Consider the following 16659-nt stretch of genomic DNA (forward strand, 5'->3'; position numbering starts at 1 on the left):
TTTTGGTGCTCAAGATTTAGATGTTAGTAAGTATTTTTTCTTTTGAAACAACATTCAGATTTTTAATTCTTCTACAAATTTTAGAAAAAACAATCAAAAATATTATTTTATATGCTAGAGTATTGAAAATTCCTATATTATTTAATAAAATAAGGGTAAAAGACTATTAAAAGTAATCGCTTACATAAAAATGAAAGCGATTACTAAAAGGAGGATTTTATGGAAAAAAGCCATTGGAATCGTAAAAGAGTCTATAGCATTCGTAAATTTGCTGTAGGAGCTTGCTCAGTAATGATTGGAACTTGTGCAGTTCTATTCGCAGGAAATATAGCTGGAGAATCTGTAGTTAATGCGGATGAAACACCTATTACTCGTACTGCTGAGAAACCTAATGAGGAAAATCCTATAGTAGAAGAAAAGGTTGATCAAGCTTTGGAAACTAAAAATGTAGTCGAAAGTACAGCACAAAAACAATCTAGTGCCACTGAGTCTATTTCATCTGAGAAGAAAGAAGATAAAGCAGTAACTCCAAAAGAGGAAAAAGCTCCAAAGATAGAATCACAAGCTTCAAGTCAAGAAAAACCGCTCAAGGAAGATGTTAAAGCTGTGACAAATGAAGAAGTCAATCAAATGATTGAAGACAGAAAAGTGAATTTTAACCAAAATTGGCACTTTAAACTCAATGCGAATTCTAAAGAAGCCATTAAACCGGATGCAGATGTATCTACGTGGAAAAAATTAGATTTACCGCATGACTGGAGTATCTTTAACGATTTTGATCATGAATCTCCTGCACAAAATGAAGGTGGACAGCTTAACGGTGGGGAAGCTTGGTATCGCAAGACTTTCAAACTAGATGAAAAAGACCTCAAGAAAAATGTTCGCCTTACTTTTGATGGCGTCTACATGGATTCCCAAGTTTATGTCAATGGTCAGTTAGTGGGTCATTATCCAAATGGTTATAACCAATTTTCATATGATATCACTAACTATTTGAACAAAGATGGACGTGAGAATGTAATTGCTGTTCATGCAGTCAACAAACAACCAAGCAGCCGTTGGTATTCAGGTAGCGGTATTTACCGTGATGTGACTTTACAAGTGACAGATAAAGTTCATGTTGAGAAAAATGGGACAACCATCTTAACGCCAAAACTAGAACAACAGCAACACGGCAAGGTTGAAACTCATGTGACCAGCAAAATTGTCAATACGGACGACAAAGACCATCAACTTGTAGCAGAATATCAAATCGTTGAACGTGGTGGTCAGGCTGTGACAGATCTAGTACGTACAGAGAGCCGTACCTTGAAAGCACATGAAGTAACTAGTCTTGATGCGATTTTAGAAGTTGAAAGACCAAAACTCTGGACCGTTTTAAATGACAAACCGGCCTTGTATGAATTAGTTACACGTGTTTACCGGGACGGTCAATTAGTTGATGCTAAGAAAGATCTGTTTGGTTACCGATATTATAACTGGACTCCAAATGAGGGCTTCTCTTTGAATGGTGAACGCATTAAATTCCATGGAGTTTCCTTGCACCATGACCACGGAGCGCTTGGAGCAGAAGAAAACTACAAGGCTGAGTATCGTAGACTGAAACAGATGAAGGAAATGGGAGTGAATTCGATTCGTACGACTCACAACCCAGCAAGTCCTCAGACCTTACAGATTGCAGCTGAACTTGGTTTGTTGGTTCAGGAAGAAGCTTTTGATACTTGGTATGGCGGTAAGAAACCATACGATTATGGTCGTTTCTTTGAAAAAGATGCTACCCATCCTGAGGCTAAAAAAGGTGAAAAATGGTCTGACTACGATCTACGTACTATGGTAGAGAGAGACAAAAATAATCCTGCTGTTTTTATGTGGTCAATCGGAAATGAAATCGGTGAAGCAAATGGGGATCCCCATTCTCTAGCGACTGTTAAACGTCTAGTCAAAGTTATCAAGGATGTTGATAAGACTCGTTACGTTACCATGGGAGCAGATAAGTTCCGTTTCGGTAATGGTAGTGGTGGGCATGAAAAAATTGCTGATGAACTCGATGCTGTTGGATTTAACTACTCTGAAGATAATTACAAAGCCCTTAGAGCTAAGCATCCAAACTGGTTGATTTATGGGTCAGAAACATCTTCAGCAACGCGTACAAGAGGAAGTTACTTCCACCCAGAGCGTGAGTGGGTACAAAGTAATCAGTCATGGCGTAACTATGAACAGTCAGATTATGGAAATGACCGTGTTGGTTGGGGTAAAACGGCAACTGCTTCATGGACATTTGACCGTGACAATGCTGGCTATGCTGGTCAATTCATTTGGACAGGTACGGACTATATCGGTGAACCAACTCCATGGCACAACCAAAACAACACGCCAGTTAAAAGCTCTTACTTTGGTATCGTAGATACTGCAGGTATTCCAAAAAACGACTTTTATCTTTACCAAAGTCAATGGGTTTCTGCAAAGAAAAAACCAATGGTTCACCTTCTTCCTCACTGGAACTGGGAAAACAAAGAGTTGATAGACAATGTAGCAGACGCGGAAAATAAAATCCCTGTACGTGCTTATTCTAATGCTGCAAGTGTAGAATTGTTCTTGAATGGAAAATCTCTTGGTCTGAAGACTTTCAACAAAAAACAAACTAGCGATGGACGCACTTACCAAGAAGGTGCTAATGCTAATGAACTTTATCTTGAATGGAAAGTTGCTTATCAACCAGGTACCTTGGAAGCAATTGCTCGTGATGAAGCTGGTAAAGAAATTGCACGTGACAAGATTACGACTGCTGGTAAGCCAGCGGCTGTTCGTCTTATCAAGGAAGACCATGCAATTGCAGCAGATGGAAAAGACTTGACATATATCTACTATGAAATTGTTGACAGCCAAGGGAATGTAGTACCAACTGCCAATAATCTGGTTCGCTTCCAATTGCACGGACAAGGCCAACTTGTCGGTGTCGATAACGGGGAACAAGCCAGCCGTGAACGCTATAAGGCGCAAGCAGATGGTTCTTGGATTCGTAAAGCATTTAATGGTAAAGGTGTTGCCATTGTCAAATCAACTGAACAAGCAGGTAAATTCACACTGACAGCCCATTCAGATCTCTTGAAATCTAGTCAAGTAACTGTCTTTACTGGTAAAAAAGAAGGACAAGAGAAGACTGTTTTGGGGACAGAAGTAGCAAGAGTTCGTACATTAATCGGTAAAGATCCAAAAATGCCGAAAACAGTAGGTTTTGTATACAGCGATGGTAGTCGTGAAAAACTTCCAGTAACTTGGTCTCAAGTCGATGTTAGTCAAGCAGGAGTTGTGACTGCTAAAGGTACAGCAAATGGACGTGAGGTAGAGGCTCGTGTCGAGGTTCTAGCAATTGCGAAAGAATTACCAACAGTTAAACGTGTTGCTCCAGGAGCAGATTTGAACACTGTAGATAAATATGTGTCAATACTTGTAACCGATGGAAGTGTACAAGAGTACGAAGTAGATAGTTGGGAGATTGCGGAAGCGGATAAAGCCAAACTTTCAGTAGCTGGATCACGTATTCAAATGACTGGTCAGTTAGCTGGAGAAACTATTCATGCAACCCTTGTGGTAGAAGAAGGAAAAGCTGCAGCATCTGTAGTGCCAACTGTTACTGTTGGCGGTGAGGCAGTAACAGGGCTTACTAGTCAACAACCAATGCAATACCGCACTCTTGCTTATGGTGCCCAATTGCCAGAAGTCACAGCAAGTGCTGAAAATGCTGATGTTACAGTTCTTCAAGCAAGCGCAGCAAACGGCATGCGTGCGAGCATCTTTGTTCAGCCTAAAGATGGTGGCCCTCTTCAAACCTATGCGATTCAATTCCTTGAAGAAGCACCGAAAATTGACCACTTGAGCTTACAAGTTGAGCAAGCTGACGGTCTCAAAGAAGACCAAATAGTCAACTTGTCGGTTCGAGCTCACTATCAAGATGGAACGCAAGCTGTATTACCAGCTGATAAGGTGAGCTTCTCTACAAGCGGTGAAGGGGAAGTTGCAGTCCGAAAAGGAATGCTTGAGTTGCATAAACCAGGAGCACTTACTCTGAAAGCTGAATATGAGGGTGCTACAGGTCAAATCAATCTCACTATACAAGCCAATACTGAGAAGAAGATTGCGCAATCCATCCGTCCTGTAAATGTAGTGACAGATTTACACCAAGAACCTACTCTTCCGTCAACAGTAACGGTTGAGTATGACAAAGGTTTCCCTAAAGCTCACAAAGTCACTTGGCAAGCTATTCCGAAAGAAAAACTAGACCACTATCAAAGCTTTGAAGTGTTAGGTAAAGTTGAAGGAATTGACTTGGAAGCGCGTGCTAAAGTATCTGTAGAAGGCATCGTTTCAGTTGAAGAAGTTAGTGTGACAACTCCAATCGCAGAAGCACCACAATTACCAGAAAGCGTTCGTACATATGATTCAAATGGTCACGTTTCATCAGCTAAGGTTGTATGGGATGCGATTCGTCCAGAGCAATACGCTAAGGAAGGTGTCTTTACAGTTAATGGTCGCTTAGAAGGTACTCAATTAACAACTAAACTTCATGTTCGCGTATCTGCTCAAACTGAGCAAGGTGCAAACATTTCTGACCAATGGACCGGTTCAGAATTGCCACTTGCCTTTGCTTCAGATTCAAATCCAACCGACCCTGTTTCAAATGTCAACGATAAATTGATTTCCTTTAATGACCGACCAGCCAATCGTTGGACAAACTGGAATCGTAGTAATCCAGAAGCTTCAGTCGGTGTTCTGTTTGGAGATTCAGGTATCTTGAGCAAACGCTCCGTTGATAATCTAAGTGTCGGATTCCACGAAGACCATGGAGTTGGCGCACCGAAGTCTTATGTGATTGAGTATTATATTGGTAAGACTGTTCCAACAGCACCTAAAAACCCTAGCTTTGTAGGTAATGAAGAACATGTCTTTAACGATCCTGCAAACTGGAAAGAGGTAAGCAATCTCAAAGCTCCAGCTCAACTCAAGGCTGGAGAAATGAACCACTTTAGCTTTGATAAAGTTGAAACCTATGCTGTTCGTATTCGCATGGTAAGGGCAGACAACAAACTTGGAACTTCTATCACAGAAGTACAAATCTTTGCGAAACAAGTTGCGGCAGCCAAACAAGGACAAACAAGAATCCAAGTTGACGGTAAAGACTTAGCAACCTTTAACCCTGATTTGACTGACTACTACCTTGAGTCTGTCGATGGAAAAATTCCTGCAGTAACAGCAAGTGTTAGCAACAATGGTCTAGCGACTGTTGTTCCAAGTGTTCGTGAAGGTGAGCCAGTTCGTGTTATCGCGAAAGCTGAAAATGGCGACATCTTAGGAGAATACCGTCTGCACTTCACTAAGAATAAAGACTTACTTTCTCGTAAACCAGTTGCTGCAGTTAAACAAGCTCGCTTGTTGCAACTAGGCCAACCACTTGAATTGCCAACTAAGGTTCCAGTTTACTTCACAGGTAAAGACGGTTACGAAGCAAAAGACATGACAGTTGAATGGGAAGAAGTTCCAGCAGAAAATCTGACAAAAGCAGGTCAATTTACTGTTCGAGGTCGTGTCCTTGGTAGCAATCTTAATGCTGAGTTCACTGTACGAGTGACAGACAAACTTGGTGAGGCTCTTTCAGATAACCCTAACTATGATGAAAACAGTAACCAGGCCTTTGCTTCAGCAACTAATGATATTGACGACAGTTCTCATGACCGTGTAGACTATATCAATGATAGAGATCACTCTGAAAATCGTCGTTGGACAAACTGGTCTAAAACGCCATCTTCTAATCCAGAAGTATCAGCAGGTGTGATCTTCCGTGAAAATGGTAAGATTGTAGAGCGGACTGTTGCGCAAGCCAAACTTCACTTCTTTGCAGATAGTGGTACGGATGCGCCTTCTAAACTTGTTTTAGAGCGCTATGTCGGTCCAGACTTTGAAGTGCCAACCTACTATTCAAACTACCAAGCTTACGAATCAGGACATCCATTCAACAACCCAGAAAATTGGGAAGCTGTTCCTTATCGTGCGGATAAAGACATTGAAGCTGGTGATGAAATAAACGTAACATTTAAAGCTGTCAAAGCCAAAGCCATGAGATGGCGTATGGAGCGTAAAGCAGATAAGAGCGGTGTTGCGATGATTGAGATGACTTTCCTTGCACCAAGCGAATTGCCTCAAGAAAGCACTCAATCAAAGATTCTTGTAGATGGAAAAGAACTTGCTGATTTCGCTGAAAATCGTCAAGACTATCAAATTACCTATAAAGGTAAACGGCCAAAAGTTGCAGTTGAAGAAAACAATCAAGTAGCTTCAACTGTGGTAGATAGTGGAGAAGACCGCCTTCCAGTACTTATTCGCCTCGTTTCAGAAAGTGGAAAACAAGTTAAGGAATACCGTATCCAGTTGATCAAGGAAAAACCAGTTTCTGAGAAAACAGTTGCTGCTGTACAAGAAGAACTTCCAAAACTTGAATTTGTTGAAAACGATTTGGCCTACAAGACAGTTGAGAAAAAAGATTCAACACTTTATCTAGGTGAGACTCGTGTAGAACAAGAAGGAAAAGTTGGTAAGGAACGTATCTTTACAGCAATTAATTCTGATGGAAGTAAGGAAGAAAAACTCCATGAAGTGGTAGAGGCACCGACAGACCGCATCGTCTTGGTTGGAACGAAACCAGGCACCGCCCTTCCAGAAGATGAAGTGAAGAATCTTGTGCTTAACAGACCAGAACTTGTGGTCGAAGAAGAAACCATTGATTTCAAGGTTCAGGAACGTAAGTCTGATAAGTTGTATCTAGGTGAAACCCGTGTTCTTCAAGAAGGAAAACAAGGAGTCCGTGTTCGCTTGATCGAAGTGGAAAACGGAAAACGCCAACTTAAAGAAACTTATGATAAAGTTGTTGCTCAAGATCGTATCCTAGAAGTTGGAACGAAACCAGGCACCTCTCTTCCAGAAGACGAAGTTAAGAATCTTGTGCTTAACAGACCAGAACTTGTAATTGAAGAAGAAACAATCGATTTCAAAGTTCAGGAACAAAAGAACGATAAACTTCCAGTAGGTCAAACTCGAGTCCTCCAAGAAGGAAGACAAGGAGTCCGTGTTCACTTAATCGAGGTTGAAAATGGTAAGCGAACTGAAAAGGATAGCTATGATAAAGTTATGGCTCAGGATCGCATCGTAGAAGTCGGTATGGCTGGTGAAGCAACTAAACCAGTACAGCCGGTAGATACAAAACCACAAGTGTCAGAAAAAGCAGAAACAAAACCAATTGCTCCAAGTGAAGCTAATCAAACTAATAAAGCCCAGTTACCAAATACAGGTAATGCGGCAAGCCAAGCAACAGTAGCAGCAGGTTTAGCTCTACTCTGTTTGAGTGCAGGATTAGTAGCCACTAAAGGTAAAAAAGAAGACTAGAAATTTTGATACTTTCGTTATCATTAAAGAGTGGAGAGAAACTCTTGTCTTAGATAGAAGATAAATCCCTTGGAATATAAGTTTCTAAGGGATTTTCTTTGTATAAAATTGTATAGTGTTATTATCTACCTTATTTTGTAGAGAAAGCAAAAATCCCTAGAAAATGTTTAGGGATTCAATTATTTCATTAAGAACAATTCAACAATCATCTCGATATACATGACAAGGGTTACTAAAAATCCTGCACGCCAGAAAAATTTGATGAATTTAGGATAGTAAAAACTGCGTTTTTTCAGAAGGAAGAAAAAAACGAGAATAATAGCTAGGAGTGAGAGGGCTAGGCCTAGTCTAGGGAGGAAATTATGGGTAAAGGTTTTAGCTGTAATCAAGTAATACTCAAATACCAAGACTGGAAAAGCCAAATCCGCAAAGTTTCGTCCTAGTTTTTTTAATCTAAAAAGTTTGGTTATGATAATGCAGACTACTAAGGTCAGTATCAATAATAAAATAGATGCTAATTTCATTAAAATCATACCCATATTGTATCATAAAAAATCGCTAATGGAAACGAGAAACAGAGGAATTTATAGGAAAGTCAGGCTTTTGAGATTGTGGGTGTTTTTTGTTATAATGAAAGTTATGAAATCTTATAACACCTTGAATGATTATTATCGAAAACTCTTTGGAGAAAAGACCTTTAAAGTCCCTATTGACGCGGGGTTTGACTGTCCCAATCGTGATGGAACTGTGGCTCATGGAGGCTGTACTTTTTGTACGGTTTCAGGTTCTGGAGATGCTATTGTCGCACCGGATGCGCCTATTCGTGAGCAATTTTATAAGGAAATTGACTTTATGCACCGTAAGTGGCCGGATGTTCAGAAGTATCTGGTTTATTTTCAAAATTTTACCAACACCCATGAAAAGATGGAAGTCATCCGAGAGCGCTATGAGCAAGCTATCAATGAGCCAGGTGTAGTAGGAATCAATATTGGAACGCGCCCAGACTGTTTACCAGACGAAACCATCGAATATTTGGCTGAGTTGTCGGAACGCATGCATGTGACGGTTGAATTGGGCTTGCAGACCACTTATGAAACAACCTCTGACCTGATTAATCGTGCCCATTCTTATGAATTGTACGTGGAAACGGTCAAGCGTTTGAGAAAGTATCCCAAGATTGAGATTGTTTCCCATCTTATTAATGGCTTGCCTGGTGAAACCCATGAGATGATGATTGAAAATGTCCGCCGTTGTATCACGGATAACGATATTCAAGGAATTAAACTGCACTTGCTTCACCTGATGACCAATACGCGTATGCAACGAGATTATCACGAAGGACGTTTACAGTTGATGAGTCAGGATGAATATGTTAAGGTCATCTGTGACCAACTGGAAATCATTCCCAAGCATATCGTCATCCATCGAATCACAGGAGATGCGCCTAGGGATATGCTGATTGGGCCTATGTGGAGCCTCAATAAATGGGAAGTGCTAAATGCTATTGAAACTGAAATGCGACGTCGTGGAAGTGTTCAAGGATGCAAGTCTGTAAAACAGGAGTTTTGATATGAAAAGACCACTTGAGATGGCACATGATTTTTTGGCTGAGGTTGTAACTCAGAGTGATATCGTAGTGGATGCGACCATGGGAAATGGTCATGACACGCTTTTTCTAGCCAAGCTAGCCAAGAAAGTCTATGCCTTTGATATTCAGGAACAAGCCTTGGAAAAGACTCAGGAGCGTTTGGACCAGGCTGGAATGACAAATGCCCAGTTGATTTTACAAGGGCACGAGACACTGGACCAGTTTGTGACAGAAGCCAAGGCAGGGATTTTTAATCTGGGCTATTTGCCGTCAGCTGATAAGTCAGTCATCACCCGACCTCAGACAACGATTGAAGCATTAGAAAAGCTGTGTCATTTGCTTGTCAAAGGTGGACGAATTGCTATCATGATCTACTATGGTCATGAAGGAGGCGATCTAGAGAGGGATGCTGTCTTGGATTTTGTTAGCCAGTTGAACCAACAAGAGTACACAGCTGCCATTTACCGAACTTTAAACCAAGTCAACAACCCACCATTTTTAGTGATGATTGAGAAATTAGAGAGATATAGACATGGATAAACAATACCTACGTGAAAAGCTGGATGCCATGCGCCAGAATTTTGTTGAATCAACTCACCACGAACGAGCGGTGGGAGTGCTAGACCAAGCGCGTATGAGCAAAAAAATGCTTAAAATCAAGAAAAAATTAGTTGCTCTTGAAATGGAACGGTGCCAGAGAAAAATTGAGCACAAAGATTGTTCCAAGATTGACCAAAAAATCAAAGAGCAGAAGGAGATTTTTGAATCCTGCTGTAAAAAAGATTAAGGAGGAATTGCGTGGAATTACTGATTTACCTCATCCTATTTTTACTGGTCTTGATTGTTTCAAGTACAACCAATAAGCTCCTGCCCTTTTTGCCGCTTCCATTGGTTCAAATTCTTTTGGGAATTGTGATTGGTCTCTTTTTACCAAATACTGACTTTCATCTCAATACGGAGTTGTTTTTGGCTCTGGTTATCGGGCCCTTGCTTTTCCGAGAGTCCGAAGAAGCAGATATTACGGCTATTTTAAAACACTGGCGAATCATTGTCTATCTCATATTTCCAGTGATTTTCATCTCGACCCTGAGTTTGGGTGGCTTGGCTCATCTTCTTTGGCTCAGCCTTCCCTTGGCAGCTTGCTTGGCTGTTGGGGCAGCCCTTGGCCCTACGGACTTGGTGGCCTTTGCCTCTCTTTCGGAGCGCTTTAGCTTTCCTAAGCGCGTGTCCAATATTCTCAAAGGTGAAGGACTCTTGAATGATGCTTCTGGCTTGGTGGCCTTTCAGGTTGCCTTGGCCGCTTGGACAACAGGAACCTTTTCACTTGGGCAAGCGGGTAGCTCGCTCATCTTTTCAATTCTAGGTGGTTTTCTGATTGGCTTTTTAACAGCCATGACCAATCGTTTCCTCCATACTTTTTTGTTAAGTGTGCGCGCAACGGATATAGCTAGTGAGCTCCTTCTGGAATTGAGTTTGCCTCTAGTGACCTTCTTTCTAGCAGAAGAAGTACACGTTTCTGGGATTATTGCCGTTGTAGTTGCGGGGATTTTAAAGGCAAGTCGCTTTAAGAAAATCACGCTTCTCGAAGCCCAAGTGGATACGGTGACCGAGACAGTCTGGCATACAGTAACCTTTATGCTCAACGGTTCTGTCTTTGTGATTTTGGGAATGGAGTTGGAAATGATAGCAGAGCCTATCTTGACCAATCCGATCTATAATCCCTTACTTTTATTGGTATCTCTTATAGCCCTTACCTTTGTCCTCTTTGCTATTCGTTTTGTCATGATTTATGGCTATTATACCTATAGGACTAGACGTCTCAAGAAAAAGCTAAATAAGTATATGAAGGACATGCTTCTCTTGACCTTCTCAGGTGTTAAGGGAACGGTGTCGATTGCTACGATTCTTCTGATACCAAGTAATTTAGAGCAGGAGTATCCTCTCTTGCTTTTCCTTGTCGCAGGTGTGACGCTTGTCAGCTTTTTAACAGGTCTCTTGGTCTTGCCTCATCTTTCTGATGAACAGGAAGAAAGCAAGGACTATCTCATGCATATCGCTATTTTGAATGAAGTGACGCTAGAGTTGGAGAAAGAGTTGGAAGATACCAGGAATAAGCTCCCTCTCTATGCAGCCATTGACAATTATCATGGACGTATTGAAAATCTCATCCTGAGTCAGGAAAATAAGGGGGCTCAAGAAGACTGGGAGGCCTTGAAACTTCTTATCCTCAGTATTGAAAGTGATGGATTGGAACAGGCTTATGAAGAAGGCAAGATGAGTGAGCGTGCTTATCGGGTCTACCAACGTTATTTGAAAAACATGGAACAAGGTATTAATCGCAAATTTGCTTCACGGTTGACCTATTATTTCCTTGTTTCCTTGCGGATTTTACGTTTTCTCCTTCACGAAGTATTTACCTTTGGCAAGACCTTTCGCAGTTGGAAAAATGAAGAATCACAGAAACTCAGAGCCCTTGACTATGACCAAATTGCAGAGCTCTATCTAGAAAATACAGAGATGATTATCGAAAGTTTGGAGAACCTAAAAGGGGTTTATAAGAGTTCTTTGATCAGCTTCATGCAGGATTCTCGTCTCCGAGAAACAGCTATTATCACCAGTGGTGCTTTTGTCGAACGGGTTATCAACCGTGTCAAACCCAACAATATCGATGAAATGCTGAGAGGCTATTATCTGGAGCGCAAGTTGATTTTCGAATATGAAGAAAAACGATTGATTACGGCCAAGTATGCCAAGAAATTACGACAAAATGTGAATAACTTAGAGAACTATTCTCTGAAGGAAGCTGCCAATACTCTGCCTTATGATATGATGGAATTGGTAAGAAGAAATTAATCAAGATTGTAAGTGAAGGAGTGTGACATGAAGAAGTGGTGGAAAGAGCTGATAGACAAGCCTTTAGTAAAAGCTTTTTTGCATTATTATCAAGCATCAGATAGTGAGTTGACCAGCGTCGCAGTGGCCTACTATTGGTTGATTTCGATTTTCCCCCTGCTTTTGGTGGTGGTCAATATCCTCCCCTATTTTCAGATTCCAGTTTCTAATTTTTTAAAGGTTGTCAGTGAATTCTTGCCAGATACGGTTTATGATGTGGTCGCAAAGATTATTACAGAGGTGCTGACCCAACCTTCAACGGGTTTGTTGAGTTTTGCGGTTTTGTCAGCCCTCTGGACCTTTTCAAAATCCATGAACTTCTTGCAGAAAGCCTTTAATAAAGCTTACGGAGTAGCTAAAAATCGTGGAATGATTTCTCATCAGCTCATGAGTTTGTTTGTCAGTTTTGGTCTGCAGATTCTCTTTGCTTTAGCTCTCTTTCTGAGTGTCTTTGGTCGCATGCTCCTCAACCTTATCAAAAGCTACTGGCAATCGGATAGTCCTCTCTTTGCTTATCTGCAAGACCTGACAGGCCCCTTGGTCTATGCCTTGATTTTTGCCATCTTGGTTATGATTTATTATTTCCTGCCCAATGTTAAGGTGCGACGAATTCGAAATGTATTACCAGGTAGTACCTTTGTCTTGTTGACTCTGGTATTACTGCTCAATATTTTTTCAGTCTATGTCAACAACTATGTTAATCACCTCGTGGACGTCCGTTTCTTCAGTTCCATCGTCGTGGTGGTTATGATGTTTTGGTTTATTCTCATCGCTAAGATTTTGATTGTCGGAGCAGTGATCAATGCCAGTGTTCAGAGTTTGAAAGATCCGAGTTTGAGAACAGACTAACGAATTTTTAATTCATTACAAAACGCATAATATGAAAATTCCACGAGGTCAACTATAGTCAGAAAGCTGAACAACAAGCCAAAACGCCCAAAAAAGGCGGCAAAAAGCAAGCACCTTCAAGCAACGTGCCGAAATGGTCAAATCCTGATTATGTCAACGAATTAGACCCAAAAATCGTTGATATGCTAGTAGAATTTCACAAGTCGCAAGGCACTTTGGAAACTCCCGAGGTGCAAGCAGAAATTGCCCAAAAACGTGAAGAAATCAAGCAAAGGAGAGCTAAGCTTGAGGCTAAAAAATAAGAACTTTTGAACCGCTTGAACAAATAGAGTTTCGCAAGTATTATGCTTACAAATTACTTGAATAATTAACTAAAACATAAACCCTGCCTTTATATCTAGGCAGGGTTTTTATTTTAGAAATTCACGTAGGTTGTTTCGGTTTTTACATACCCAGTATAGTCTGAGTTTCTATAGTATTCAGTGATAAACTTCTATTTTCTTTGAGCAACATGGATATAAGTACTTGTTATGTAGTATGGATATGGGCTTTGTGAATCCAAGTAAGACTGATAAGCTTGTATACCAAAATATGCTTCACCAACTATTGTACCCCATGGACCCCCTAATACAGAAGCTATTTTACCAATCGCATAACTTATTCCAGAACCAATCATGAAGTTAGCGAATGTGTTAGCTTGTTTATTCCCATATATTGTGTTGACGTAATTCCAAACATTAGGATCGTATGATCTAAAAGATATATTTAGGTCGATTTCATTCTTTTGATAAGCCATATAAAATACCCCATTGATATAGACGCCGTCAGCACGTCGTTCAATAGTGTCTACACTTCCATCTGGATTGACAACCTCAAGAACTTCATCGCTTAAAATATTTACTTGCGCATCTCCGAACCGCACTGATGAGCCATTCTCAAACTGAGCCTCACCAGATACAACTTTAGAGTTTGCCGATAAGCTATCATCAGCAAAAACAACAAGCGACGGGGAAATGCTAGACATACAGAAAACAGACATAACTAGCAAACACATGCATTTAAACATCTTAGACATAACGGAAACTCTTTTGTATTTTTGATTTTTTTCAACTTTTATTATACAATAAAACCAAATAAAAAGAAGGCGGTAACAATATGCTTAATGTGAAAATTTTTTATATATTTTTATTTTTGATCGTTGTCGAAACTACAGGCTTGTTGTTGAAAAACGGTCTTGAAAGAGGTTATTTAGATACAGGATCTATCATCCTTGCAGTTTTTTCATTTGCTTTCTACAACTTATGTTCATTCGGTTGGGTCTACTTTACAATAAAAAACAATAAAAAATAAATAGACGTATTTTCAAAAAAAGATTACATATTTATATCAGTAAAACAACGATTTAAATCGTCGTTTTTTTGTATAACTCCCCCTGAAATTTATTTTAATTATGCAAATTTCACGTATTTTTGGTGCTGAGACGGCAATTCTGAGAGCTTTTCAGACTTTTTTGCGACTGTCTACATTAGAAAAGCTTAGAGCACCAAAGGATAATGCCTGATAATATGCGTTTTTTGATTTTGGAAATTAATAGATAAACATGGCATCACCAAAACTAAAGAAGCGGTAGTGTTCTTGGATGGCATGGTGGTAAGCATCTAAGACTAATTCACGGCCGGTAAAGGCAGAAACCAACATGACCAGAGTTGATTTTGGCAGGTGGAAGTTGGTTGAAAAGGCATCTACAACCTTCCATTGGTATCCAGGTTTGATAAAGATATTGGTCCAGCCAGAATCTGCTTGGATTTGCCCATCAAATTTGGAACCGATAGTCTCCAGTGTGCGGATTGAAGTGGTTCCAACAGCGATGACACGACCACCATTTTCCTTAACAGTGCGAAGGGTGGCCGCTGCTTCCTCAGAAAGTTGATAGAATTCTGAGTGCATTTCGTGTTCGTCCAGATTATCCACAGAAACAGGTCTAAAGGTTCCGAGCCCGACATGGAGAGTCAAATAGACCAGATGAACACCTTTAGCTTGGATTTCTGTCAGCAGTTCTTTGGTGAAGTGCAATCCAGCAGTCGGTGCAGCAGCAGAGCCACTTTCTTTAGCGTAGACGGTTTGATAGCGTTCACGGTCATCCAGTTTTTCATGGATATAAGGTGGTAGAGGCATTTCTCCCAGACTTTCCAAGACTTCTAGGAAAATTCCTTGGTATTCAAAGCAGACAATACGGCCCCCGTGGGTCAATTCTTCCGTAACGACAGCGCTGAGACGACCATCACCAAAGCTGACGCGAGTACCGACCTTGAGGCGTTTGGCAGGTTTAGCCAGCACTTCCCACTCATCTCCAGCAGTGTTTTTTAGGAGGAGAAGTTCCACATGGCCTCCTGTCTCCTCTTTTTGACCATAGAGACGAGCAGGGAGAACACGGGTGTCGTTCATTACAAGGGCATCACCAGGTTCCAGCATATCAATAATAGAGTGGAAGTGTTTATCCTGCATTTCTCTCGTCTCACGATTGACGATAAGGAGTTTAGAGGCATCTCGTTTTTCAAGAGGTGTTTGGGCAATCAATTCTTCTGGCAAGTGGAAATCAAAATCAGCTGTATTCATATATCTCTTTATTCTTTCTAAGTTCTAATCCTATCCATTATAACATGTTTCAAGTTTGGACGCTCTTTTTTTAGAAATTAAATCGTTTTCACTTGACAAAAATTGGTCTATACCATATAATAAATATAGATTAAAACGGAGGATAAAAAGATGAAAGTTATTAAAGTTGAAAACCAAATCGAAGGTGGAAAAGTTGCTTTTGAGATTTTGAAGGAGAAATTAGCCAATGGCGCTCAAACATTGGGACTTGCGACAGGAAGCAGCCCACTTGAATTTTACAAGGAAATCGTTGAAAGTGACCTTGATTTTTCAAATCTAACCAGTGTAAACCTTGATGAGTATGTAGGACTTGATGGCGACAACCCACAGTCTTATCGTTACTTCATGCAAGAAAACTTGTTTAACCAAAAACCATTTAAAGAAAGTTTCTTGCCTCGTGGGGTTAAGGATAATGCTGAAGCTGAAGTTGAACGCTACAACCAAATTTTGGCTGATCATCCAGTGGACCTTCAAATCTTGGGAATCGGTCGCAATGGACATATCGGCTTTAATGAACCTGGTACTCCATTTGACAGTCAAACACACCTAGTCGAACTTGACCAGTCTACTATCGAAGCCAATGCTCGCTTCTTTGAAAAGATTGAAGATGTTCCAACCCAAGCCATCTCAATGGGAATTAAAAATATCTTGGATGCCAAGTCAATTATTCTCTTTGCTTACGGTGAGTCGAAAGCAGAAGCCATTGCCGGAACAGTGTTTGGACCAGTGACTGAGAGTCTACCAGCAAGTAGCCTGCAAAATCACCCTGATGTGACGATCATTGCAGATGCTGAAGCCCTCAGCTTACTTGAAAAATAAAAAGTAATGTTCTATTGAACGCTTTCAACTCTTGTATAAATGGAAGAAAAAATCAAAATTAAACCGCATTTTTTCTTGACAATTATTCCTTTTACGTGTAAAATAGAATAGATCTTGAACTTGAAGGGAGTGAAAAAAATGTCTAAAACAGTAGTACGTAAGAATGAATCTCTTGACGACGCACTTCGTCGTTTCAAACGTGCGGTTACTAAAGCTGGTACTCTTCAAGAAACACGCAAACGTGAATTCTATGAAAAACCTTCTGTAAAACGTAAACGTAAATCAGAAGCAGCTCGTAAACGTAAAAAATTCTAATTAGAAATGAAAGGCTGGAGAAATCTAGTCCTTTTTCTTTTAATACTCTTCGAAAATCAAATTCAAACCACGTCAACGTCGCCTTGCCGTACTCAAGTACAGCCTAC

11 protein-coding genes and 1 pseudogene are annotated in these 16659 nt (G+C 40.4%); 9 read left to right on the top strand and 3 right to left on the bottom strand.

What is annotated here, in order from left to right; all coding sequences use genetic code 11:
• Positions 1 to 219: 219 nt before the first annotated feature.
• Positions 220 to 7434 carry an LPXTG-anchored adhesin/beta-galactosidase BgaA gene (bgaA, locus tag JJN14_RS03655; protein WP_201058945.1) on the top strand — a complete coding sequence of 2405 codons (7215 nt, stop codon included), beginning with the start codon at positions 220 to 222 and terminating at the stop codon, positions 7432 to 7434.
• 179 nt (positions 7435 to 7613) lie between these two features.
• Here the strand turns inward: bgaA and JJN14_RS03660 are convergent, their stop codons facing one another.
• Positions 7614 to 7973, bottom strand: coding sequence for a DUF3397 family protein (locus JJN14_RS03660; RefSeq protein WP_201058946.1), 360 nt, complete (start codon positions 7971 to 7973; stop codon positions 7614 to 7616).
• Positions 7974 to 8064: 91 nt separating this feature from the next.
• Here JJN14_RS03660 and JJN14_RS03665 point away from each other — a divergent pair, with 91 nt between their 5' ends.
• The 6 genes from JJN14_RS03665 to JJN14_RS03690 all read left to right on the top strand — a co-directional run bounded on the left by JJN14_RS03665 (position 8065) and on the right by JJN14_RS03690 (position 13065).
• Positions 8065 to 9003: a TIGR01212 family radical SAM protein gene (locus tag JJN14_RS03665; protein WP_201058947.1), complete on the top strand. Its 939-nt coding sequence runs from the start codon at positions 8065 to 8067 to the stop codon at positions 9001 to 9003.
• A gap of 1 nt (position 9004) precedes the next feature.
• On the top strand, positions 9005 to 9562 hold the full coding sequence (locus JJN14_RS03670) for a tRNA (mnm(5)s(2)U34)-methyltransferase (protein WP_201058948.1): 558 nt from the start codon (positions 9005 to 9007) through the stop codon (positions 9560 to 9562).
• Positions 9555 to 9809, top strand: coding sequence for a hypothetical protein (locus tag JJN14_RS03675; protein WP_000361088.1), 255 nt, complete (start codon positions 9555 to 9557; stop codon positions 9807 to 9809). Before JJN14_RS03670 ends, JJN14_RS03675 begins: the two co-directional genes overlap by 8 nt.
• Before the next feature lie 11 nt (positions 9810 to 9820).
• Entirely contained in the window at positions 9821 to 11875 is a 2055-nt protein-coding gene (locus JJN14_RS03680; protein ID WP_084862486.1) for a cation:proton antiporter, read from the top strand.
• Positions 11876 to 11902: 27 nt separating this feature from the next.
• Positions 11903 to 12763 carry a YihY/virulence factor BrkB family protein gene (locus JJN14_RS03685; protein WP_201058949.1) on the top strand — a complete coding sequence of 287 codons (861 nt, stop codon included), beginning with the start codon at positions 11903 to 11905 and terminating at the stop codon, positions 12761 to 12763.
• A 125-nt stretch (positions 12764 to 12888) separates the two neighbouring features.
• Positions 12889 to 13065 (top strand): hypothetical protein, encoded by a 177-nt coding sequence (locus JJN14_RS03690; RefSeq protein WP_070478426.1) that lies wholly within the window; start codon positions 12889 to 12891, stop codon positions 13063 to 13065.
• Positions 13066 to 13178: 113 nt separating this feature from the next.
• Here the strand turns inward: JJN14_RS03690 and JJN14_RS03695 are convergent.
• A pseudogene (locus JJN14_RS03695) lies at positions 13179 to 13787 on the bottom strand (hypothetical protein).
• 563 nt (positions 13788 to 14350) lie between these two features.
• Positions 14351 to 15379, bottom strand: a complete 1029-nt coding sequence (gene queA / locus JJN14_RS03700) for a tRNA preQ1(34) S-adenosylmethionine ribosyltransferase-isomerase QueA (RefSeq protein ID WP_201058951.1) — start codon at positions 15377 to 15379, stop codon at positions 14351 to 14353.
• 150 nt (positions 15380 to 15529) lie between these two features.
• Between queA and JJN14_RS03705 the strand changes: the two genes are divergently transcribed.
• Both JJN14_RS03705 and rpsU read left to right on the top strand, forming a co-directional pair.
• On the top strand, positions 15530 to 16237 hold the full coding sequence (locus tag JJN14_RS03705) for a glucosamine-6-phosphate deaminase (protein WP_201058952.1): 708 nt from the start codon (positions 15530 to 15532) through the stop codon (positions 16235 to 16237).
• A gap of 138 nt (positions 16238 to 16375) precedes the next feature.
• Positions 16376 to 16552: a 30S ribosomal protein S21 gene (gene rpsU / locus JJN14_RS03710; protein WP_000048054.1), complete on the top strand. Its 177-nt coding sequence runs from the start codon at positions 16376 to 16378 to the stop codon at positions 16550 to 16552.
• Positions 16553 to 16659 lie beyond the last annotated feature (107 nt).

Origin of the sequence: Streptococcus mitis, assembly GCF_016658865.1 — a bacterium.
Taxonomy (GTDB): domain Bacteria; phylum Bacillota; class Bacilli; order Lactobacillales; family Streptococcaceae; genus Streptococcus; species Streptococcus mitis_BT.

Bases quoted from the DNA above. Each gene is read 5' to 3' on its own strand.
- bgaA (WP_201058945.1), top strand. From the start codon at position 220: ATGGAAAAAAGCCATTGGAATCGTAAAAGAGTCTATAGCATTCGTAAA.
- JJN14_RS03660 (WP_201058946.1), bottom strand. From the start codon at position 7,973: ATGGGTATGATTTTAATGAAATTAGCATCTATTTTATTATTGATACTG.
- JJN14_RS03665 (WP_201058947.1), top strand. From the start codon at position 8,065: ATGAAAGTTATGAAATCTTATAACACCTTGAATGATTATTATCGAAAA.
- JJN14_RS03670 (WP_201058948.1), top strand. From the start codon at position 9,005: ATGAAAAGACCACTTGAGATGGCACATGATTTTTTGGCTGAGGTTGTA.
- JJN14_RS03675 (WP_000361088.1), top strand. From the start codon at position 9,555: ATGGATAAACAATACCTACGTGAAAAGCTGGATGCCATGCGCCAGAAT.
- JJN14_RS03685 (WP_201058949.1), top strand. From the start codon at position 11,903: ATGAAGAAGTGGTGGAAAGAGCTGATAGACAAGCCTTTAGTAAAAGCT.
- queA (WP_201058951.1), bottom strand. From the start codon at position 15,379: ATGAATACAGCTGATTTTGATTTCCACTTGCCAGAAGAATTGATTGCC.
- JJN14_RS03705 (WP_201058952.1), top strand. From the start codon at position 15,530: ATGAAAGTTATTAAAGTTGAAAACCAAATCGAAGGTGGAAAAGTTGCT.
- rpsU (WP_000048054.1), top strand. From the start codon at position 16,376: ATGTCTAAAACAGTAGTACGTAAGAATGAATCTCTTGACGACGCACTT.